Consider the following 22,837-nt stretch of genomic DNA (forward strand, 5'->3'; position numbering starts at 1 on the left):
GCCGGGCGCCTCTCCGATCAGAGCGCGCTGGAACCCCAGTAGTTTGCGTATCCGACCGATTGTTTCCAGCGTGAGGCGCGACCGGACGGTCTGGCGCGAGTGTCTGATAGCGGTATTGGCGGTGGCGGCGTCCGTTGTCGCCCGGCAGTGCCTCGAGACCGTCGGCCACTTCTACTACCTGCCCTCCGTCCCGGCCGTGATGGCGACGGCGATGTTGACCCGACGGCTTCCGACCGCGCTCGCGGTCATACTCTCACTTGCCGTGAACATCGCGCTCGTCTCCCGCGAGAGCCTGACCGACACTGTCGCCAACGCCCTGTTGTTCGTCGCCGTCTCGTGGTTCGTCGCCGAGATGTGCTGGCGGCTGCGGGCGGCACAAGATCGCGCCCGCGATCTGTCTGATCGGCTGGCCCACCGAAACCGCGTGCTGGACGCCATCCTCGCTTCCACCCCGGTCGCGACGATCGACAGGGACGGCCGCGTGCGTTTCCTGACTACGCGCGCCTGCGCAGTCCTCGGGGCTTCCGCCGAAGCGGCCGTGGGCCGGGATCTGGCGGACTTCATCCAGGACTTCCGCCCAGACCAGCTGACCGACGGGGCCGATGCCGTCTGGACCGGCCGCCGGCCGGACGGCGTGACCTATCCCGTCAGTATCCAGGTCGGGCTGATCCCCGAGAACGCTGATGGCGTGCACGCCACCCTCTGCCTGACCGACCTGACCCAGGCACATGCCGCGAACGCCCGCGCGCGGGAGCTTCACGCCCAGCTGAACCGGGTCTGGCGCTTGAACTCGCTCGGCGAGATGGCGGCGTCGCTGGCGCACGAACTGAACCAGCCGCTCACCGCCGCGACCACCTACCTGCACGCCAGCCAGGATGCGCTCGAAAAGGTCGGTCTGATGGGCCAGAGCGCGGGCCGGACCATCGATCTGGCCAAGGCGCAACTGCTGCGAGCGGGCGCCATCATCCGGCGCATGCGGGAGCTGCTCGCCCACGAAAGCCGGAGCCTGCAGATGGAACGGGTCTCCGCCATGGTCGCCGACCTGCGCGGCATACTCTTGATGATCCAGAACGACGCCGGCGTCAGAATCGAAGCGGATATCGACGACCTGAACGACCACGTCCGGGCCGAACGCATCCAGTTCCAGCAGGCCATCGTCAATCTGATCCGTAACGCCGCCGAGGCTTTGCAGGGACGCGAGGACGGCCGCATCCGCGTCATCGGCCGCGCGCGCTCGGACACGGTGTTCGAGGTCCGGGTCGAGGACAGCGGCGAAGGCGTCGTGCCCGAACAGCTGGAGACGATCTTCCGCCCCCTGACGACCACCAAGAGCTCGGGCATGGGCCTCGGCCTCTCTGTGACGCGGACCATCGTTGAGAGTCACGGCGGCACACTGGCGGTCGAGAGGAGCGAACTGGGCGGCGCGGCGTTCGTCTTCGGACTCATGCGTGAGAGGGAGATGGAGGACGCATGAAGGGCCATTCGGTCTTCATCATCGACGATGATGAAGCGGTACGGGATTCGCTCGTCACGCTCCTGCGCGGTCAGGGCGTAAGGGCGCGGGCGTTCGTCAGCGGCGATGACTTCTTCGCGCGCCTGCCGGAGACCGAGAACGCCTGCGTCATCACGGATATCCGCATGCCGGGGATGGACGGCGCCGAAGTCGTGCGCCGTATCGATGACCTGCGCGACGGCGCCTGGCCGGTGATCGTCGTCACCGGACATGCCGACGTGCCCATGGCGGTCCAGTTGATGAAGGCCGGCGTCGTCGACTTCATCGAGAAGCCCTTCGATCCGAACCGGCTTTTTGAAACCCTGAAAGGTTGCCTCGGGTTGCTGACCGACCGCGTGACGCGGCAGGAGGCGGCCCGGCAGGCGGAGCAGCGGCTTCGTGAACTGACTCCGCGCGAGCGGCAGGTATTCGAGTCGCTGGTGGAGGGCCGGTCCAACAAGGAGATCGCCCTCGAACTGAATATCAGTCCGAGAACGGTCGAGATTTTCCGCGCCAAGGTCATGACGAAGATGCAGGCGGAGAGCCTGTCGGCGCTGGTCCGCATGGGGCTGAGCATCCGCCGTTAGGCGTATGCGCGCCGTTCGTCAGTTCCAGCCGCTCTCCCGCCAGCCCGGCTGGCCGAGGAGGTGGCCGTCCGGGTCAAGGGTGATCATCCAGTCGCCGTTGACCGCCAGATGGGCCTCGAGGTTCCCGAACAGCGGAGTCGCCGGTTCAATCCCCGGCAGTACCAGAGCGTCGTCGGCGAATTTGGATGCGTCCGCGCCAGGCAAGACCAGAGGCTGATCGTCGACGATCGCTGGTAGGACGAACGCGTCATCCTCCATCGTCGGCAGGGTCTGCGGGGCCTCGGCGAACTTGCCCAGCGGCTCCAGTGCTGCGGGCGCGCCGTAGGTCAGGATCCGGGTGGTGTTGTTGGAGAAGCGCAGCACCTCGATGCTCTCGACGTAGGTGGAGCCGTCCCGGCCGGCGACGCTGTCGACGATGCGCCAGCCGCTTCCTTCCGCCGTGACGGTGTAGTTGGCGGCGACTCCGCGCAGCTGGACCTCGTCGGTTCCGAGGCCGCCGTAGATGGTGTCGTCGCCGCCACCCCCGCGCAGGATGTCGTTGAGCGCGCCGCCCGTCAGCACATTGTTCATGGCGTTGCCGCTGCCGACGAACTTGCCCGGGCCGGTGTAGATCAGGTTCTCGATGTTGGCGCCCAGGGTGTAGGTGCCCACGCGGGCCTCGACCGTATCGATGCCCTCGCCGGCGAACTCCACGCAGGTGTCGAAGGAATCGAGGATGTAGCGGTCGTCGCCCACGCCGCCCTGCATCTGGTTGGCTGCCCCGCCCGAGCCGCCATACAGAATGTCATTGCCGCCCAAGCCGAGGATGACGTCCGAGCCGTTGCCGCCCTGGATAACGTTGTCGCCGGCGTTGCCGAAGATGGTGTCGTTGAAGTTCGAGCCGATGGCGTTCTCGATCGAGGTGAAGGTGTCGGTCGCGCCGTCGCCGTCGTTGCTCGCCCGCTGCAGGTCGAGGCGGATGACCGCTCCGGCGGCGGCAAGCGTGTAGTCCACCGTATCTATTCCCGCACCGCCGTTGAGGACGTCCAGCCCGCCACGTCCGCGGAACACGTCGTCGCCGATTCCGCCGGTAATGATGTTCGCCGCAGCGTTGCCGGTGCCGGTGAAATTGCCGGATCCGCCGAAGATCAGGTTCTCGACGTTGTTGGCCAGCACATAGGTGGCGATGCGAGCGTCGACAGTGTCCGTCCCTTCGCCGGCGTTTTCGATAACCGAGTCCGCGGCTTCCAGCACATAGACATCGTCGCCGACCCCGCCCTGCAGGGCGTTGAGCGCGCCGGCCCCACCCCACAGCACATCGTTTCCGACGAGGCCCAGCAGGGTGTCGGACCCCAGGCCGCCGCGCAGGACGTTTGCATTGCCGTCGCCGATCAGGGTGTCGTTGAAGGCTGAGCCGGTCAGGTTCTCGATACCACTGAAGGTGTCCGTGCCGCCGTCGCCGTCGTTCGTCGAGGCATTGGAGTTCAACTGGGCGCGCATGCCCGCCGCCGCGCCGGAGTAATCGACGGTGTCGATCCCTGCGCCGCCCGCAAGCACGTCGACGCCGCCGCCGCCACGCAGGATGTCGTCGCCGCCCAGTCCCGAGAGGTTGTCCGCTCCCGCGCCCCCGAGCAGCAGATCGCCCAACTCCGAGCCCGTCGCGACGATGCCGTAGGGATGCGGATAGCCGCCGGTGTTGACCGACGTCAGCATCGAACGATTGACGTTCTGGAGGATCAGGGCTGTCTGGCCGTCCACCAGGACGAGCACATTGGCGCCGCTCTGGACCAGCGCCAGCCGGCCATCGGCAAAGGGATCGCCGGTCAAGCCGAGGCGGCTGAAGTCGATGATGTCCCCCTGCTGGCCGGCCGCGAAGTCGGTGACCGTGCGCACGCCGGTGTTGCTGCCACCGAGGATGATGCGGTCGGTCCCGGCGCCGAGAGTGATGGTCGCCGACACGGTGTTGGCCGCGCCAAATTCCAGGGTGTCGTCACCCGCGCCGAGGTCGACCGTCCCGGCGTTCATCGAGCCGATCTGGACCGTGTCGGCGCCGTCGCCGGCCATCACGCTCGAGGTGTTCACGGTGGCGATGGCGGTGGTGGTCCAGTTCAGCTGGATCAGGTCGTCGCCCGCGCCGCCGTCCAGCGTCCCTTGGCTGACGGGTCCGGCTCCAGCATTGTGCATCAGGACAAGAGTGTCGTTGCCGGCGCCGCCCTGGAGACTGTCGACGCCGCTGACGGTGTCGCGCAGGATATCGTCGCCGTCGCCGCCGGCGAGGAGGTCGTCGCCGCCACGGCCGTCGAGCGTGTCGTTGAGGGCGCCGCCCGAGATGACGTCGTTGCCCGTATTGCCGGTGAGGTTGAGGCGTTCGACGTTCCGGACCGTCAGGCCCGCGATCTGTTGCTCGGCCGCTCCGGCCTCGAAGGCGACGTTGAGGCCTTCGCTCCCGCCATACGTCAGCTGGAGCGTATCCACCCCGGCGCCGCCGTCTACGGAGAGATCGTCAGTGTCGGCGTTCAGGCTGTCGTCGCCATCGCCGCCATCGAGGATGTCGCGGCCGGCGGACCCGAACAGACTGTCGTCGCCGCCGGCGCCCGTCAGGGTATCGTCCCCCGCCCCACCCGTCAGCGAGTCCGAGTAGGCGCCGCCGCCGAACTGATCCGCATGATCCGATCCCGACGCGGTCAGCCGTTCGATGGAATACAGGGTCGTGCTGCCGTTCGCCGTGGTCAGCACGGTGCCCTCGGCGAGCTGGAACGACAGGCCGCTCGTGGCGCCGAACAGGCTGATCGTCACGAGATCGATGCCCGCGCCGCCGTCCAGCACATTGACGCCCGTCATGTCGTTCAGGGTGTCATCGCCGTCCCCGCCGAAGAGGAAGTCCGCGCCCGCGCCGCCGTCCAGATAGTCCGCGCCGGCGCCGCCGGTCAGGACGTCCGAACCGCCCTGGCCGAACAGACGGTCGTCATTGCCGCCGCCAGTCAGCTGATCGTTGGCGCTTCCGCCAAAGACCTGCGCCGACTCGATCGAAACCCAGGTGTCGAGGCCTTCGCTGCTCAGGATGGTCATGTCAGAGGCGAAGACGAAGACAACCGGCGCGGTGAAGTTGGTGAAGGTGATGTCGATGCGGTCGATGCCGGCGCCGCCGTCGATGAAGTCGTTGCCGGTTCCGCCGCTCAGGCTGTCGTCGCCGTCGCCTCCGGCCAGCCGGTCGTCTTCCGTCCCGCCGTTCAGGTTGTCGTTGCCGGCCCCGCCATCGAGTGTGTCGCGCCCCGCCGCGCCGATGAGGTTATCCACGCCCATGCCACCGGCAAGCGTGTCGTCGCCGTTTTCGCCCTGCAGCACGTCATTGCCGTCACCGCCGTCCAGGACGTCGTTCTGGTCTCCGCCGCGCAGGCTGTCGGCGCCGAGGCCACCGCGCAGGACGTCGTCGCCGGCCTGGCCGTTGATGATGTCGTCGCCGGCGCCGCCGGTCACCGAATCCGTCCCACCGTTGGAGCCGGTGTAGTTCAGGCGCTCGATGTTGCGGACAGTCAGTGAGCCGAACTGGGCCGTCGCGCTGTTCAGGTCCAGGATGTTGCTCTGGGCCGTCGCCGTCAGGACCAAGGTATCGAGACCGGCCCCGCCGTCGACCAGCAGGTCGCTGGAGTCGGCGGTCAGGGTGTCGTCGCCGGCCCCGCCGGACATCTGGTCCGCGCCCAGGCCGCCGTTCAGGGTATCCGCGCCGGCGGCGCCGTTCAGAATGTCGTCGCCCGCGTTGCCCGTCAGTTGGTCCGCGAAGGCGCCGCCGGTGAGGATATCCGAGCCGCTGCCCGCGAACAGGGTGATCCGCTCGATGCCCCGAATCACCGTGCCGAGCACGGTCTGGTCCACGGCCGGATTGGAGAGGTCGAGCGTCAGATTGGCGATGGCGCTGCTGACGTTGAGATTGACGAAGTCGATGCCGGCCCCGCCGTCGATCAGCAGGTCACCCTGATCGGCGAACAGATTGTCGTCGCCGTCTTCGCCCATCAGCGAATCCACGCCCGAACCGCCGGTCAGACGGTCGCTGCCGGTTCCACCCCTGAGCAAGTCGTCGCCGCCATTGCCGGAAAGCGTGTCGTCGAGGGCTCCGCCGGTCAGGTCGTCATTGCCCGCGCCCGACTGGAAGCTGATGCGCTCAATGCCCCGGATGGTCGTGGCGCCGAGGATCTGGTCGATGGAGGGGTTGGAGAGATTGAGGACCAGCGCGTTGACCGCCTCGGTCATGCGGATGTCCGCGACATCGATGCCGGCGCCGCCGTCGATCAGGATGTCCACGCCGTCGTTCGAGACGATCGAGTCGTCGCCGTCGCCGCCGCTCAGGCTGTCCGCGCCGTTGTCGCCGTTGATAATGTCCGATCCGCCGCCGCCGAACAGAACGTCCGCGCCGGAAGCACCGTTCATGGAATCGTTCAGGGCGCCGCCGGTGATCGTGTCGACAGCCTGTCCCCCGATGTACTGGCTCAGCCGCTCGATGCCGACGACGGTGGTCCCGTTGGCGATCTGACTGGCCGCTGGATTGGCCAGGCTGAGGGTGATGTTCCCGATCGCCTGACTCCAGTTCAGGCTGACGGAGTCGATGCCCGCGCCGCCGTCGATCAGGCTGTCGGCGCCCTCGGTAATCAGCGAATAGATGAAGTCGTCGCCGTCGCCGCCGGACATGGAGTCCACGCCCGCACCACCATCCAGCACATCCGCGTCGGCGCCGCCGTTCATGACATCGGCGCCCGCTTCGCCGACCATGCTGTCCGCACCCGCGCCACCGTTCATGGTGTCACCATCGGCGCCGCCGTTCATGGAGTCCGCGCCGTCGTCGCCTGACATGATGTCGGCGCCTTCGCCGCCCTGAAGGCTGTCGTTGCCCGTGCCGCCCGTCAGGGTGTCGTCGCCCAGACCGCCCAGCAGTGCGTCGATGCCCGCGCCGCCCGACAGGACGTCATTGCCCGCGAAGCCCTCGAGCCGATCATTGAGCGCGCCGCCCGTGACCGTATCCACGGCCGAGCCGCCGAGCCAGGTCAGGCGCTCGACGTTGCGCAGCTGGGTCCCGTCGAAGGTCTGGGTGGTGGCGGGGACAGCGATGGAAACCGTCATGCCGACCGTGCTGGTCTGGCGGTCGACGATGGCGTGATCGACGCCCGAGCCGCCGTCGATCAGGGTGTCCCGCAGGCCGTCGTCGTAGCTGATGCTGGTCAGCACGTCGTCGCCGTTGGCGCCGGACAGACTGTCCGAGCCGCGGCCGCCGTCGATGGCGTCGCCGTCGTCGCCACCGTCGATGGTGTCGTTGCCGCCGCCGCCCGCGATGGTGTCGGCCCCCGCGTCTCCGAACAGCTGGTCGACGCCCTCGCCGCCGTCCACGAAGTCTGCGCCCGCGCCGCCCCTCAGGACGTCATTGCCCGCCATGCCACGCAGTGCGTCGTTGAGCGCGCCGGCCGTGATCGTGTCGATCCCGGTCCCGCCTGTGTAGTCCAGCCGCTCGACGCTACGCAGGGTGGTGGAATCGAACACCTGGGTGACGGTCGGGTCGGCGATCGTCAGGGTGATGGCCGACGTCGTCGATGTCCGGTCGATCAGGGCGGTGTCGATCCCCGCGCCGCCGTCGATCAGGGTGTCGCGCGTGCCGTCGCCATTTTCACGGCTGTTCAGGGTGTCGTCGCCGTCCCCGCCGCTCAGGCTGTCCGCGCCTAGACCGCCGTCGAGCGTGTCCGAGCCGAGGCCGCCCGTCAGAATGTCGATACCTGCGCCGCCGTTGAGAATGTCCGACCCCGCCGCGCCGTCCAGCACGTCGTTGCCCGCGGCGCCGCTGACCACGTCGTCGCGCGAGGTGGCTGTGATGGTGTCGACGCCCGAGCCGCCGACGTACTCGACCCGCTCTATGTTGGAGACGGTGGTGCCGTCAGACGTCGAGGAGACGGCGCCGAAGTCGAACGTCGCCGCCGCCGTGCCGCTGCTGCGGTCGATCACGGCGAAGTCCACGCCCGCGCCGCCGTCGATCACCGAATCGAGCGTGCCGTCGCCGGCGTTCCGGCTGTAGAGATTGTCGTCGCCGTCGCCGCCCGACAGACTGTCGACGCCCGCGCCGCCCTCGAGCGCATCGGCGCCCGCGCCGCCGGCCAGCAGGTCGGCGCCGCCGCCGCCGCTGAGGGTGTCGTCGCCCTCGTCGCCGGTCAGGCTGTCGGCGCCCTCGCCGCCCTGCAGGCTGTCGACGCCCGCCCCGCCGGCGAGGACGTCGTCGCCCGCGCCGCCCGAGAGAGAATCCGCCCCTGCTCCGCCCGCCAGCACGTCGGCGCCGTCGTTGCCCGCCAGGGTGTCGGCCAAGGCTCCGCCGGTTATGATGTCCGCGCCCGAGCCGCCGCTGTAGGACATGCGCTCGACGCCGCGCACCGTCAGTCCGGCCGAGACCTGATCCACCGAGGGATCGGCCAGGCTGATGACCGCGCCGTCTGTATTGGTGCGGACGATGGTCGCGAAGTCGACGCCCGCGCCGCCCTCGACGACGGTGTCCAGTGCGTCGCTGGTGATGGTGTCGTCGCCCTCGCCGCCGCTGAGGCTGTCCGCGCCCGCGTCGCCCTGGATCGTGTCCGCACCCAGCCCGCCGTCGATCACATCGTCGCCGGCGCCGCCGGTCAGCACGTCGGTCCCGCTGCCGCCGGACAGGTGATCGTCGCCGTTCTCTCCGTTTACGGTGTCGTTGTCGACGCCGCCATCGAGGGTGTCGTTACCCTCACCGCCCGACAGCTGATCCACGCCCGCGCCGCCAGTCAGGACATCCGCGCCGTTGTTGCCGAACAGACTGTCGTTGAACGCGCCGCCGGTGACCTGATCGTCGCCCGAGCCGCCCCGGTAGGTTATCAGTTCGACGCCCCGGACGATCGTGCCGCCGGCGTTCTGGTCCACCGCGGGATCTGCGATGCTGAAGACCACGCCCGTGGTCATGTTGCGCCGGTCGATGGTCGCGCTGTCCCGGCCCTCGCCGCCATCCAGGAGACTGTCGACGAGCGTCTCGTTGTCGCTGATCAGGGTGTCGTCGCCCGCGCCGCCCGAGAGGGAATCCACGCCCGTGCTGCCCTGCAACTGGTCGGCGCCCGCGCCGCCTTCCAGCACGTCGTCGCCCTGTCCGCCGTTTAGGAAGTCGACGCCGTCCCCCCCGCGCAGGATGTCGGCGTTGTTGCCGCCCTGCAGGTTGTCGTCGCCGGTCCCGCCTTCCAGCAGATCGTCGCCGTCACCGCCGTTCAGGGTGTCGGCCGCGCCGCCGCCCCGGAGTACGTCCGTGCCCGCATTGCCCTGCAGGTTGTCGCTCAGGTCGCCGCCGGTGACTGTGTCGGTGCCCGACCCGCCCTGATAGGATTCCAGCTGCTCGATGCCGCTGACCGAGGTCGTGCCGAACTGGGTGGTGGCGGCCGGGTTGGAGATATCGAGCACCAGATCCGTCGAGACGGCGCTGACGTTGATGGTCGCGCGGTCCACCCCCTCACCGCCCGAGGCGATCAGGTCCGCGGCGTCGAACACCAGCCGGTCGTCGCCGTCGCCGCCGGTCAGCGTGTCCGATCCCGCCTCGCCCTGCAGGTTGTCGGAGCCGGCGCCGCCGGTCAGCACATCGTCGGCGTCGCCGCCCGCGAGGACGTCGTTGGCCGCTCCGCCTGTGATCTGATCGACCCCGCCGCCGCCGCTGTAGTTGAGGGCTTCGATGTTGCGGACCACGAGGGGACCGGTGGACTGGTCGCCCGTCAGGGACAGGTTGATCGACATGCCCGTGGTCGCGGTGCGGCGATCCAGCGTCAGCTGGTCCGTTCCGTCGCCGCCATCCAGCAAGGTGTCCAGCGCATCGCCATTCAGCCGGTCTGATCCAACTCCGCCTTCCAGCCGGTCAGAGCCCGCGCCGCCGGTCATGTCGTCCGCGCCGGCGCCGCCGCGAACGATGTCGTCGCCGGCCTCGCCCTGGAGATAATCGTCACCGTCGTCACCGTTCAGGGTGTCGGCGCCGTCGCCGCCGTACAGCAAGTCTGTGCCGCCGCCGCCCGACAGGACGTCATTGCCCGCCGCGCCGAACAGCCGGTCCAGCGAAGCGCCGCCGGTGATGGTGTCGATGGCCGATCCGCCGCTGTAGGTCAGTTGCTCGATATTGCGGATGGTCAGGCCGTCCGCGACCTGCTGGACGGACGGATCGGCAATGCTGACGGTGATGTTGACCGTCGAAGACCGCCGGTCGATCTCGGCCGTGTCGAAACCCAAACCGCCATCGACGAGGGTGTCCCTGCCGCTGTCGACGACCGTGCCAAGGTTCGGGTCTTCGTAGGTCTGGAGACTGACGATGACATCGTTGCCGTCGCCACCCGAGAGCGCGTCCGAGCCACGTCCGCCATCGATCTCGTCGTCGCCCGCGCCGCCGTTCAGCGCATCGTTGCCGAGGCCGCCGGTCAGGGTGTCGTCGCCCCCCATGCCATTCAGGGTGTCGTTGCCGGCGGCGCCGTCCAGCGTCTCGGAGCTGCTTCCCGCGGTGACGTTGTCCGCGCCCGAGCCACCGATGTAGTCGATACGCTCGACGTTGCGCAGGGTCAGGCCATCGAACACCTGCTGCACCGAGGGGTCGGCGATGCTGAAGGTGATGTTGGCGCTGCTGCCCGTCCGGTCGATCCGGGCGTAGTCAAAGCCCGCGCCGCCATCGATCAGGCTGTCGCGCACCGTGTCCACGACGTTGGTGAAGGTGTCGAAGTCGAAGAAGCTGACCAGGCTGGTCAGGGTGTCGTCGCCGTCCCCGCCGAACAGCTGATCGACGCCGAGACCACCTTCGAGACCATCGTCGCCGGCATCGCCGCGCAGGATGTCGTCTCCCGCGCCGCCCTGAACGTAGTCACCGCCGTCACCGCCATTTTCCGTATCGGCGCCGGCCCCGCCGTAGAGGCTGTCGCCATCCGCCCCACCGTTCAGGGTGTCTGCGCCATCGCCCCCTTGCAGGGAGTCCGCGCCGAGACCACCCGTCAGGAGGTCGTTTCCGGCATTGCCGACAAGGGTGTCGGCCAGGACGCCGCCCGTGATCGTGTCGACGCCGCTTCCGCCGCTGAAGTTGAGGCGTTCGATGCCCCGGACCGTCGTGGGACCGAACACGGTGGTCGCGGTATCCGCGATGCTGAAGGTGTAGGCGGTCGTGAACGTGCTGACGTTGAGCGTCAGATAATCCGAGCCCACGCCCCCATCCAGCAGGGTGTCGACGCCGTCGGAGGTCATGAAGTCGTCGCCGTCGCCGCCGCTCAGGCTGTCCGCGCCCGCGTCGCCGTAGAGGTCGTCCGTCCCGCCGCCGCCTGCCAGCACATCCGCGCCCAGGCCGCCGCGAAGCGTGTCGTTCAGGGCGCCGCCCGTGATGGTGTCGACGCCCGAACCGCCGACGTAGCTCAGCCGTTCGATGCCGCGGATGACGATGCCATCGGCCGTCTGGCCGGCGCCCGGTTCGCCGATGTTGAGCGTGACCGCATTGACGCCCGTCTGCATGGACAGGTTCAGCAGATCGGTTCCCGCGCCCCCGTCGATGATGCGGTCGCGGGTTCCGGCGCTGTCGATGCCGCCGTTGAGCGTGTCGTCGCCCTCGCCGCCCATCAGGATGTCGGCGCCGTTGGCGCCGGTGATGATGTCGTTTCCGTCCTGGCCGTCGATCGAGTCTGCGGCGGACGAACCGTTCAGATTGTCCGCTCCGCTGGTGCCGTTCACGATGCGCAGGGCCACGTCCAGCATGGCGAAGGTGCCGTCACTGAAGGTCACCTGCTCGATGCCGACGACGCGGTTCGTCCCATCCGGGCTGCCGGGGCGCAGGTCGACGATGGTGACCACGCCCGCCTCGTCGGAGAAGGAGTAGTCGGCCCTCGCGCCTGTCAGAACCAGCCGGTCGTTTCCGAGGCCGCCGTCGATGTTGTCGTTGCCGGCCCCGTCCGTGATGACGTCGTCCCCGGCAACTCCGAACAGAACGTCGTTGCCCGCACCGCCGGCCAGCACATCATTGCCATTGTTGCCATAGAGCTGGTCGTTCAGAGCGCCGCCGGTGAGGGTGTCGACGCCGGAGCCGCCGTAGAAATCCACCCGCTCCAGCCCGCGGACCACGGTGCCGTCGATGGTCTGGTCGGTCGTCAGGCCAAGGTTGAACGTCAGGCCAACCGTGCTGGTCGTCTTTTCGAGCAGCGCGTAGTCGATGCCCTCCCCGCCATCCACGACCGTGTCCCGCGTCGTGTCGCCGGCGTAGGTCCGGCTGTCGATCACATCATCGCCGGCGCCGCCGGAGAGGCTGTCCGCCCCTTCGCCACCGGTCACGACGTCGTTGCCGTCCCCCCCGTTCAGGACGTCCGTACCGGCCCCGCCTTCGAGAACGTCGTTGCCGCCCATACCGGACAGCACGTCGTCGCCGCCGAGACCATAGAACCGGTCCAGCGATCCGCCGCCGGTGATCGAGTCCGCGCCCGTCCCGCCGTAATAGTCCGCCCGCTCCACGTTGCGGATGACCGTGCCGTCCGCTGTCCCGGCCTCGGCCAAGCCGAAGTTCAGCGTGACCCCAGCCGTGCCCAGCCGCCGGTCGATGACCGCATAGTCCAGCGAACCGGCCCCGCCGTCGATCAGGGTATCGTTCGCCGCGGCCGCATAGTTGAGGGAGTAGATCAGGTCGTCGCCGTCGCCACCGGATAGCGAGTCGCTGCCCTCGTCCGTATCGGCGCCGGTCGTGCCGTCGATGACGTCGTCGCCGGCGCCGCCGAGGATCACGTCGTTGCCGAAGCCGCCGTCGAGGACATCGTTTCCATCGCCGGCATCAAGGGTGTCAACACCGTCCCCGCCGACCATTCGGTCCGCGCCGAGACCTCCGGTCAGGGTGTCTGTGCCCAGTCCACCCGACAGCACGTCGTTGCCGTCGCCGCCGGTCAGGGTGTCGTTGCCGTCTTCGCCGAACAGACGGTCGAGGCCGCCATTGCCTACCAGAACGTCGTTCCCGCCCCGGCCCTGCAGCTCGTCGTCCAGCGCGCCGCCGGTCAGCTGGTCCGCGCCCGATCCGGTCGCGATGAACATCCGGTCGATGCTGCGGAACGTCGTGCCGTCCGTCGTCTGGTCGGTCGTCAGCGTCAGGTTCAGCACGATGGCCGCCGTCGCCGCCGTCCGGTCGGCGACCAGATAGTCGTCCCCGGCCCCGCCGTCGACGAGGCTGTCCCGCGTCCCGTCGACCCCGGTCGAGGCATAGAGGCTGTCGTTCCCCTCGCCGCCCGAGAGGGTGTCAATTCCCTCATTTCCGGACAGAAGATCCGCGCCAGCGCCGCCGGTCAGAGTGTCCAGCCCGTCGCCGCCATAGAGGGAATCGTCGCCATCGCCCCCGGCGAGATTGTCGTTGCCCACGCCACCGTCGAGGATGTCCTTGCCGCCCGCGCCGGACAGAACGTCATTGCCCGCGAAGCCGGTGATCTGGTCGTCGAGCGCGCCGCCGGTAACGGTGTCGACGAACGTCCCGCCGTAGTATTCGATCTGCTCGATGCCGCGCACGATCGTACCGTTCACGGTCTGGTCGATCAGCGGATTGGCGATGCTGAAATTGACCGGTCCCGTGGCCCAGGCCGCGCTGATGTAGGCGTAGTCGGTCCCGCTTCCGCCGTCGATCAGAACGTCCTTCTCGTTCTGCAACCCGGCGAAGGCGTAGCTGTAGATGCGGTCGTCCCCGTCGCCGCCCGACATGGTGTCGTTGCCGGTCCAGCCGGTCAGCCAGTCGTCGCCCGCGCCGCCGATCAGAACATCGTTGCCGCCGTTGCCGGTCAGCATGTCGTCCAGTGCGCCGCCGGTGACGTTGTCGACGCCCGAGGTGCCGTAGAAGGTGATCCGCTCGATGCTGCGCAGGATGGTCCCGTGCAGGTTCTGGTCGACCGAGGAGTCGGCGAAGCTGAGGGTTACGCCCGCCGCGCTGCCGCTGCGGTCGATGAACAGGAAGTCGCTGCCCTCGCCGCCGTCGATCAGGAAGTCGTAGCCGGCCGCGTCGCTCTCGACGTAGTTGGTGAAATAGTCGTCGCCGGCCCCACCGTAGAGGGTGTCGCGGCCGAGTCCGCCGATGATCGTGTCATCGCCGTCGCCGCCCTCGATCAGGTCGTCGCCACCGTAGCCGTAAAGGTTGTCGTCCCCGCCGAGGCCGGAGATGACGTCGGCTTCGTCGCCGCCTTCGAGATAGTCGCTGAACGACGATCCGATCCGCTCAACCATTGCTTACCCCGTCCCGGTTCGCGGGCATTCGCTACACACGCAGGCACAAAGTTAGCGGGGTTTCAGGCGCTCGTGCAACGGGAAGAGCGACGTTCGACGACTTATCAAACCTGATCGTTACGAAATTCGCGCAGCGCACGAACAACGGTCGGAAGCAGCGCCATGAGATGCCGGCCGAACGCGTTGAAGTTGACGGAAGCCGGTCCGGGGCGTCTGTAGAAAATGCGCCGCTCCGTCGGCGATTCTGGCTGGCCAAACCGCTTCATGCCCCGCTTCCTGCTCATCTCGCCAAGTCCGCCGTGGGATGCCGACTTCGCCGGCCTGATCGAGGCGGACGGAACGGCGGTGACGCGGGTGCCGCCGACCGCCATCGCCACGGTCGCGGCCTTCGCGCCTCCGGGTGTTGAAGTCGTACTGCAGGACGAGACGCTCGAGCCGATCGACTTCGACGCCGCCGCCGACTTCATCGGCATCACCGCCAATGTTTCGCAGCTGGCCCGCGCAAAATGGATCGCCGCCGGCTTCCGAGCCAAGGGCCGGACCGTCATCGTCGGCGGCCCTCACATCACCCTCGACCCCGGCGCGTTCGAGGGGCTCTGCGATGTGGCGGTGACCGGCGAGTTCGAGGGCGTGGCCGAGGCCTTCTACACCGACATGCTGAACGGAGCCCTGAAACCGCTCTACGCCGGCGGTCGACCCGATCTGACAACCTCGCCCATCCCCGCCTGGGACCTGTACGATAACGACCGGGCGCTGATCGGTATCGCCCAGACCAGCCGCGGCTGTCCGTTCGAATGCAATTTCTGCGATGTGATACAGTACGTCGGCCGCGCCCAGCGTCACAAAACGAACGACCAGGTGATCGCCGAGGTCCAGAAGCTCTACGACGTCGGCTATAACCGCATCTTCCTCGCCGACGACAACTTCACGGTCTACCGCAAGCGCGCGGCCAGCCTGCTGGAAGCGCTGGCGGCGTGGAACGGCCGCGACGGTCGTGGCTATGTGACCTTCCACACCCAGGTCTCGATCGACATCGCCGCAGACGACCGGATGCTGGCACTGTGCGCCGAAGCCGGGCTGACCAACCTCTTCATCGGGGTGGAGACGGTCAACGAGGAGAGCCTGAAGGAAAGCCTGAAACGGCAGAATGTCGCCGTCGACATGCGGGCACGGATCGCTAACATCGTGTCGCACGGCCTTGAGCCCGTCGCCGGCCTGATGGTCGGCTTCGACGCCGACAGCCGACGCATTTTCGAGCAGCAGTATGATTTCGCCATGCAGCTGCCGGTCGGCACGTTCAAGGTCTCTTCCCTCTCGGCGCCCGTCGGCACACCGCTGTACGAAGACATGCTTCGGGCGGGCCGCGTCGTAGCGGACGAAGACCGGACCCAGTACCAGGCCGGCGACCAGATCACGAATATCCATCCCGCCCAGATGACGCGAGAGGAACTCTACGTCGGTACACGCTGGCTGATCAGCCGCCTGTATCACCCTGACGGATTCTGGACCCGGCTTCAGGCCATGGCCGCCCGGCTCGCGCCGAGCCCCCTGCCCGCGCGCAGCCATCCCCATGACCCGCCCGGCCGCGCCCGGTCCAAACGGCTGTTCATGGAGATGATGGGAAGCATGCGCCGGCGCGATTCCGGTGTGGCCCGCGTGCTTGAGCAGACCGCGGATCTGATGCGCGCCCGGCCGGACATACGAGACACCCTGGCCGACATCCTGCACACCTGGTTGCTGAACTTTCACGGCCAGATCGCCAAGGGCGGCTATCACCCCGCCTGGGCCGAGCTGGACTCACCACCGTTCGACGATCCGGCCTTCGCCGATCAGCAGGCGCCGGCGCCTATGCCGCGCCCGGTGCGGGTGGACTCGATCCAGCCGCTACGCGCCTGACACCGACGGCCCGATCAGGCTCTGGAGGGCGATGGCGCCCAGAGCCGGCGAGAAGTGGGCGTAGTCGGACCAATTTTCGCGATCGCGCCAGAGCGCCTGCTGGCTCACATCGCCCGGCGGCGTGGTCGCGAAATTGACATAGCTGACCGCACATCCGCCTGCCGGGGTGGGGCGCCCCGCGAAATCGGCGGCGATCCGGTCCGCATTGGCTCTGAAAAGGCTGTCGTAGGCGGAGAACGGAGAGGATGCCGGGGAAGACGGAAGGGTGAAGAATACCAGCCGATGGCGCAGGCCCGTCCTCCGGCAGACGCGGTCGGCGCGGTCCGCCATCGCCAGCAGGTTGAGACGCCCCTGTTCCAGCGACGGCGTGCTCGTATCGAGCAGTCCAAGCGTGTAGCGGGCGCTGCGCTCGGCCTCGATCCAGTTCCGCTCCCCGGAGGCAAGCGGGGCGCAGGAGGCGGGGGTTGCGGCGGCGCCATTCAGACTGTGGCTCACGGTCTGAAGCGAGAAGGCGGTTGTGCGGGGCGACAGCGCGACCGACACCGCCGCCCGGGCCGGGCTGGTGATCGCCGGCCGTTCCGTCGTCGGCAGACCGATCTCGATCAGCAGGGTGGCCGGACGCTCGCGGTTCTCGAGCACCGTCGCCTCCACCCGCTCAAGTTCCCGCAGCCCCCAGGCCGAGCCGGCTACGCGCAGCACGTCTGACCGGCCGCAGGTGTCGAAACCGCGCCACGTCCGCGAGGGCCCGATCAGGAACACGTCACCCCGGCTTTCGCGGATGGCCCGGGTGAAGAAGGCGGGATTGTTGCCCGCCTCCCCCGCCGCGATCACCGCCGGGGGCGGCGCGCGGTTGAACGCGAACCGCCCCGACAGGCCGAACTCGCCGGTCGGATCGACCAGCACGTTCAACAGGCTCCAGACCCCCAGGGCTGCCAACCCGGCGAACAGTCCGGTCCACCAGCCTCGCGTCAGGCGCGGCGACATCTCCGGCTCAGAACTGGGCATAGATGAAGCCATATTGCTCGACCGGTCGGGTCACGCCGATCAGGGCCAGTGCGAGAAGGATGGCGGTCAGCACGCCCCACCGCAGGGTCGGACGCCAGCGCAGCCGGGCCGTGACGCCGCCGGCTCCCGCCATGCCGAAGATCTGCATGGTGTTCGGACAGGTCAGAACGATCGTCGTCACGACTGCGAGCATCGCCAGCGTCCGGGGCCCCGGAAGGCGGGCGTTGGGATAGAGTTCGGGCCAGCCGGCGGCGCCGGTGAACGCCGCCCGGGCCATATCGGCCCCCAGTTGCGTGGCCCCATGGATGTCCATCAACGCCAGCGTCAGCCGCGCCAGTTGATCCCCGCTGCCAGCCCGGAGGAGGAGGGCGATCACGGCCACGCCGCCAAGGATCAGGGCATGCCCCGCGAGCCGGCGCGCGGCGTGTTCCACTGGTCCGACCGTTCGTGGCGCGCCGCGGGCGGTCTGGCGCAGGAACTGCAGCAGGATGATCAGCAGGGCGACACAAAAGCCCTGGAACAACGGCAGCGGCGCCGCCGTATGCCAGGCGGCGACGACCAGATAGGCGATCAGGGTCGCTATCGCCCAGGCGATACCGTAGCGGCGGCTGGTCGGATTGATCGGCAGCTTGCGTGCGACCCGGAACACCGGCTCGAACACATAGTCCCGCACGAACGCCATCAGGCTCATATGCCAGCGCATGACGTATTGGCCCGGCGTCGTCGCCTTCAGCGGCGAGTCGAAATTGATCGGCAGCAGCAGGCCGAAGCAGAGGCCGACGCCGATGGCGATATCCGAATAGGCCGAAAAATCCAGGTACAGCTGCAGCATGAACCCCCATGCCGCCGTCCAGGCCTCCAGCGGGGTGACCGCGCCGAGGTCGGCTGCGGTGAGGACAGCATCCACCTTGCGTGCCATGGGGTCGGCCAGCCAAGTCTTCTTCACCACCCCCGCCAGCACCAGCGCGGCGCCGCGCGCCACATCGGCGGCCGCCGGCAGTGTCTGGCCCAGCCGCGCGAACTGCGGGGCCATGCGCGGCCAGGCTCCGATCGGCCCGGCGGGCAACTGGCCGAAGAACGATCCCCACGCCGCGAACCGCAGCAGGCCCAGCCTCTCCGCCCCAAGCTTCTGTCCGTCGATCAGGAAGGTGATCTGCTGCAGGGTATAGAAGGCAAGTCCGAGCGGCAGGGCGAGCGGCATGACCTGCTGCGCCAGTTTGAACACCACCAGCGGCGCCAGATTGGCGACGATGGCGGCGGCCGTCGCCAGCCGCCGCGCGGAAGAGCCCGGCGTCATCCGCCGGATCGCCGCCATCGCCGCAAAATTGCCGAGGATCGACAGGGCAACAAACATCAGCGACCGCGGTCCGGCCGCGAGGCAGAACAGCAGCGACGCCGCCACCAGCACCCACGGCGCCAGCCCCGGCCTCCAGCGGCAGGCGACGGCGAACAGCGCCACCGTCGCCGGCAGCCAGAGCAGCAGGAACTGGAGGCTTACGAACGGGATGGGATCACGCCGCCTTCTCGATCAGCACGTCCTCGAGCAATACGCCGTCGAGCCCCGTGGTGGCGAGCACCGCCATGGCGTCCTGAACGCTGTGGACGATCGGCTTGCCCATGACGTTGAAGCTGGTGTTGAGCACGATCGGCACGCCGGTCCGGGCCTCGAACGCGGAGAGCAGGCCGCTCATCCACGGGTCGGATGAGGCGTCGACGGTCTGGAGCCGGCCCGTGCCGTCCGCGTGAACCACCGCCGGAACGCGGTCGCGAACCTCGGCCTTCCACGGCAGGGTGAAGGACATATAGGGCGATGGCTGCGGACGGTCGAACCAGTCGCCGACCCGGTCGGCGGGCACAACGGGCGCGAACGGCCTGTAGGGCTCCCGGCCTTTTACGCGCTGGTTCAGCCGGTCCTTCATGTCGTGCGGCCGGGGATCGGCGAGGATCGAGCGGTGCCCGAGCGCGCGCGGGCCGAACTCGGCGGCGCCGCGCATCACGCCGATGATTTTGCCGGCGGCCAGACGTTCCGCCAAGATCGCCAGACCTGCCTCGCCCCCGGCGCGGGTCACCTGCGAATAACCACAGTTGGCGACCGCGCCGTCGATGACCTTGGGGTCCGCCCGGCTGCCCAGGAAGGGTGAGCCGAGGCCCGCCACCGCGGGCCGCTCCGGATGATCCTGCATCCACGACAGCAGGGCGGCGCCCAGGGCGTTGCCGTCGTCGGCGGGCGCGCTGGGCACATGGACCTGGTCGAAGCCGAAGCGCCCGCGGATCGTGCCGTTGTACGAGGAGTTCAGCGCGCAGCCGCCGCTGAGCACGAGGTTCCGTTCGCCAAGCCCGGCGCAGCTTTCCAGTATCCGGTCGACCAGCCGGGCATAGGCGGCCTGACCGCTGGCGGCGAGATCGGCGGCGCGCTCGATGGGGTCGCGGGGTCCGCGGCCGTACGGTTTCGCGCGGGCGACGGCGGCGTCGATGACCGCCTGCTCCGGCAGCCGTGGGCGGCCGTCGACGATGTCGAGCATCGACTCCAGCGCATTCACCAGACGCTCGTCGGGCGTGCCGAAGGCGGCGAGGCCCATAACCTTCCATTCCTCGCCCGCGCGCCAGTCGAAGCCGCACAGGCCGGTCAGCCAGGCATAGTAGGAGCCGAGACTGCCCGGCCCCCAGGATCGCCACACCCGGCCGAGACGACCCTCGCGCAAACGGAACAGGCTGGCAGCCCCGACATCCCCCTCCCCGTCGATTACGAGGCAGAGGCCATCCGCGAACGGCGCGCTGCTGCAGGCCGCCGCCGCGTGGGACAGGTGGTGATCGAAGTGCCGAACCTCGGGGCGGGTCTCCGCAAGGCCCAGCCGGAGCAGGGAATCGCCGGCCGAGGCCTGGGCATGGGCCTGCAGTCCGCGCAGCCACAGCCCGTCGGACACGGGCAGCATGGCGTTGGAAATCGACACCGGCAGGGCCGCCTTGACCCGCGCCCAGCTGGTCGAGACGACGACTTGATCGGCCGAGCGGTCGAAGCCGACGGCGGCCAACGCGCTTTCCAGATGCCCGACCAGATCCGGCGCCGCGCCCCACGCCCGCTTGTCCTGCAGGAAGCGTTCGGTCGCCTCGGCGAAGCGGATGCGTCCGTCTTCATCGATGAGGGCCAGCGCCGGGTCATGCCCCGAGGTCGACAGGCCCAGATAGAAGCGGCTCATCGCTTGTCGAACAGAGCCACGACCGCCGCAGCGACCTCATCCAGGGTCTGGTATTCAAACATGAGCGAGGGCTCCACCTCGATCTGGAACCTGTCCTCGATGTGGCCGGAGATCAGCACCGCGTCGATCGACTCCAGCCCGAAATCGACGAGCACCGTGGACCCCAGAATCTGTTCCGGCGGAACCTTGGTCCGCTGGCTCACATGGTCCCGCAGGAAGTCGGTGACTTCGGCGAGGGTCGGCTTGGTCATAAGCGTACTTTCAGGCGAGAGGGTCAGTGAAGGCGGCAGGGCAGTTCGGCGAGAATGACCGTCTGGGAGTTCTCGGCATAGCGCGGCGCCGCCGCCGCCAGCCGCAGGTCGGGGTAGCGAGAGAACAGGGCCGGCAGGGCTTTTCGGATCAACAGTCGCGACAGGGCCGCGCCGATGCAGCGATGCAGGCCGTGGCCGAAGGCCAGATGGCCGGCGCCGAGGTCGCGATTGATGGCGGCGAGTTGCAGCCGCATCGTGTCTCCCGGCGCGAAGGCCATGCCGTCGATCTCTCCCGCGACCCGGGCGATCCGGTAGATGAAGCGCGGCGAGGCCGCGTCCGGCACGATCCGGGTGTCCAGATGCGCGGCGATCCGCGCCGGATCCGCCGGGTCGCCCCGTTCCGCCACAGGTTTCGCGGCCAGGTCGAGAATGGCGTTGGCCAGCGTATGTGCGACGTTGAAGCTGGCTCCGTACAGGACGAGGACGAAGGCCTTGCGGTCCTCCACGTCCATCTCCTCCCGACCGTTCGCGGCGAGATGCGACAGCAGGGACATGGGCCCCTGCTCCCCCTCGTCGGGCGCGGGCTCATCGAACTGGTCCAGCAGGGTATCCACCATCGCCTGCACCTTGACGATGGCGCGCAGGGAACGAAGCGGCTCGAGTACTTCCTGCAGCATGGGCGCGAGCTGGTTGAACACCTCGGGCGAGCGCGGATGCAGGCCCATGATCGGCTGACACACGGCATGGAACAGGGGCTCGCAGAAGTCCCGGACCAGATCGGCCTCCGTCCGGCCCTCGAGCGCGGCGACCGCGCGGGCGATCTCCGCCTCGATCAGCGGTGTCCAGGCGGCCAGCCGATTGGAGCCCAGCGCCTCGAAGCCGAGCAGCCGCATCCGGGCGTGCCTCGGACCGGACTGGAAGAAGGGCGCGTTGCGGGCGATGCGAATGACGGTGGACAGGTCCTGGCCGCTGGCTTCCTGCAGGCTGATCAGATGGGACTCCATTCCCGGAGGGCTGAAGCGAAGGTCGTCCACGGCGATCGCGCGTGCGGTCGCGGCTTCGGTGACGTCCCACATCCGGGCTGAGCGACGTGTTGCAGCCGGCGCCAGCCGGCATGGCAGGGCCGTCGGGGCCTGCACCATATGGGTCCGCTCGATCCGGACCCCGGCCTCGTCGAGACGCAGCTCCGGAAAACGCTCGGCCATGGCCGGCAGCGCGCGCCGCATCATCAGCCGGGCCAGGGCGGCGCCCGGACATTTGTGCATCCCGTCGCCGAACGACAGCGATGTCCTGCCGCCATCTGACGCGCCATGCGGGCAGAGCGAGCGATTGGCGGCGGGGATATCCAGTTCGGCGACGTCGCCGGCCGCCACGGCCTTGCCGTTGAGCGCCGTCCCCGCGCCCGCCACCCGGTAGAGCCTGAGCGTCGACGGGTAGTCGCGGATGACCTGCTCGAGGTGAGCGTCCGCCCAGCCGGGCCGCGAGACCTCGCCCCAGGTCGGCGCGCCGTCGCGCAGAAGTCCCCAGAGCGCGTAGGCCAGCGACTCGGCGGCTGTATGAGCGGCCACCGTGATGGAGGCGATCAGGGTGGCGTCATTCACCCCCTCGGGCAGTTTGCTCCGGGCCAGAGCCCCGACAAGGGGGGCGGGGCCGGAGTCGCAACCCGGATAGTCACCCTTGGCCGACGCGGCCTCGACCAGGTGCCGATACGCATCCTGAACCAGCCGCAGTTCGCGAAGACGGAGAAGCGGTTCGGTGAAAATCCGCGCATTGTAGATGTGGCGCAGGAACTCGGCTTCGTCAGGAATGGCGAGGCCGAACAGGTCGCGGGCGCAGGCGACGAACAGCGGATCAGAGAAGTCCCTGACCAGATCGGGTTTCGAACTGGCCGCCAGCCGCGCCAGTCCCGAGCGGATATGCCCGTCGATCACCGGTTCCCAGCGAGCCGCCGCGGCGGGGCTCAGGAAGGGCGCCAGGGCGCGGCGGGTCATCAGGTGATCCGCTCCGGTCTGGTAGACCAGCGAGGCCCGCGTGGCCTCGATCAGCAGCGACAGGTCTTCCCCCGTCTCCGCCTGCAGCGCCTCAAGATAGGGGGTCACCGCCGTCACGCCCCAGCTACGGTCCTGGAAGACCTCGACCGCCTCGTCCGCGGTCGTCACCATGAAACGGGCGCGGTGGGGCCGCGGGCCAGTGGCCGGCTGC

General features: G+C 68.7%; 10 protein-coding genes. 3 read left to right on the plus strand and 7 right to left on the minus strand.

Going from position 1 to position 22,837, the window contains the following annotated elements:
- Nucleotides 1–121 precede the first annotated feature (121 nt).
- Both GGQ87_RS00420 and GGQ87_RS00425 read left to right on the plus strand, forming a co-directional pair.
- On the plus strand, nucleotides 122–1,474 hold the full coding sequence (locus GGQ87_RS00420) for a two-component system sensor histidine kinase NtrB (protein WP_342448277.1): 1,353 nt from the start codon (nucleotides 122–124) through the stop codon (nucleotides 1,472–1,474).
- Nucleotides 1,471–2,079 carry a response regulator transcription factor gene (locus GGQ87_RS00425; protein WP_168044763.1) on the plus strand — a complete coding sequence of 203 codons (609 nt, stop codon included), beginning with the start codon at nucleotides 1,471–1,473 and terminating at the stop codon, nucleotides 2,077–2,079. Before GGQ87_RS00420 ends, GGQ87_RS00425 begins: the two co-directional genes overlap by 4 nt.
- An 18-nt stretch (nucleotides 2,080–2,097) precedes the next feature.
- On the opposite strand, the gene GGQ87_RS00430 is transcribed toward GGQ87_RS00425, so the two are convergent.
- A complete protein-coding gene (locus GGQ87_RS00430) occupies nucleotides 2,098–14,286 on the minus strand; it encodes a calcium-binding protein (RefSeq protein ID WP_168044764.1) in 12,189 nt (4,062 codons plus the stop codon).
- A gap of 104 nt (nucleotides 14,287–14,390) precedes the next feature.
- The gene (locus tag GGQ87_RS00435) at nucleotides 14,391–14,552 is read right to left on the minus strand and encodes a hypothetical protein (RefSeq protein ID WP_168044765.1); all 162 of its coding nucleotides are present in this window, start codon (nucleotides 14,550–14,552) and stop codon (nucleotides 14,391–14,393) included.
- Between GGQ87_RS00435 and GGQ87_RS00440 the strand changes: the two genes are divergently transcribed.
- Nucleotides 14,551–16,182 carry a B12-binding domain-containing radical SAM protein gene (locus GGQ87_RS00440; protein WP_168044766.1) on the plus strand — a complete coding sequence of 544 codons (1,632 nt, stop codon included), beginning with the start codon at nucleotides 14,551–14,553 and terminating at the stop codon, nucleotides 16,180–16,182. The genes GGQ87_RS00435 and GGQ87_RS00440 overlap by 2 nt on opposite strands.
- On the opposite strand, the gene GGQ87_RS00445 is transcribed toward GGQ87_RS00440, so the two are convergent.
- From GGQ87_RS00445 to GGQ87_RS00465, 5 genes are read right to left on the minus strand one after another with little or no spacing between them, the layout of a single operon-like run.
- Nucleotides 16,171–17,166 carry a hypothetical protein gene (locus tag GGQ87_RS00445; protein ID WP_168044767.1) on the minus strand — a complete coding sequence of 332 codons (996 nt, stop codon included), beginning with the start codon at nucleotides 17,164–17,166 and terminating at the stop codon, nucleotides 16,171–16,173. The two genes, GGQ87_RS00440 and GGQ87_RS00445, sit on opposite strands and share 12 nt — an antisense overlap.
- A gap of 7 nt (nucleotides 17,167–17,173) precedes the next feature.
- On the minus strand, nucleotides 17,174–18,646 hold the full coding sequence (locus tag GGQ87_RS00450; protein WP_168044768.1) for an MBOAT family O-acyltransferase: 1,473 nt from the start codon (nucleotides 18,644–18,646) through the stop codon (nucleotides 17,174–17,176).
- A gap of 52 nt (nucleotides 18,647–18,698) precedes the next feature.
- Nucleotides 18,699–20,384, minus strand: coding sequence for a carbamoyltransferase family protein (locus tag GGQ87_RS00455; protein ID WP_168044769.1), 1,686 nt, complete (start codon nucleotides 20,382–20,384; stop codon nucleotides 18,699–18,701).
- A complete protein-coding gene (locus GGQ87_RS00460; protein ID WP_168044770.1) occupies nucleotides 20,381–20,635 on the minus strand; it encodes an acyl carrier protein in 255 nt (84 codons plus the stop codon). The genes GGQ87_RS00455 and GGQ87_RS00460 overlap by 4 nt, the downstream gene beginning before the upstream one ends.
- Before the next feature lie 23 nt (nucleotides 20,636–20,658).
- Nucleotides 20,659–22,797: a cytochrome P450 gene (locus GGQ87_RS00465; protein ID WP_168044771.1), complete on the minus strand. Its 2,139-nt coding sequence runs from the start codon at nucleotides 22,795–22,797 to the stop codon at nucleotides 20,659–20,661.
- Between the last annotated feature and the right edge of the window lie 40 nt (nucleotides 22,798–22,837).

Origin of the sequence: Brevundimonas alba (assembly GCF_011927945.1) — a bacterium.
GTDB classification, from domain to species: domain Bacteria; phylum Pseudomonadota; class Alphaproteobacteria; order Caulobacterales; family Caulobacteraceae; genus Brevundimonas; species Brevundimonas alba.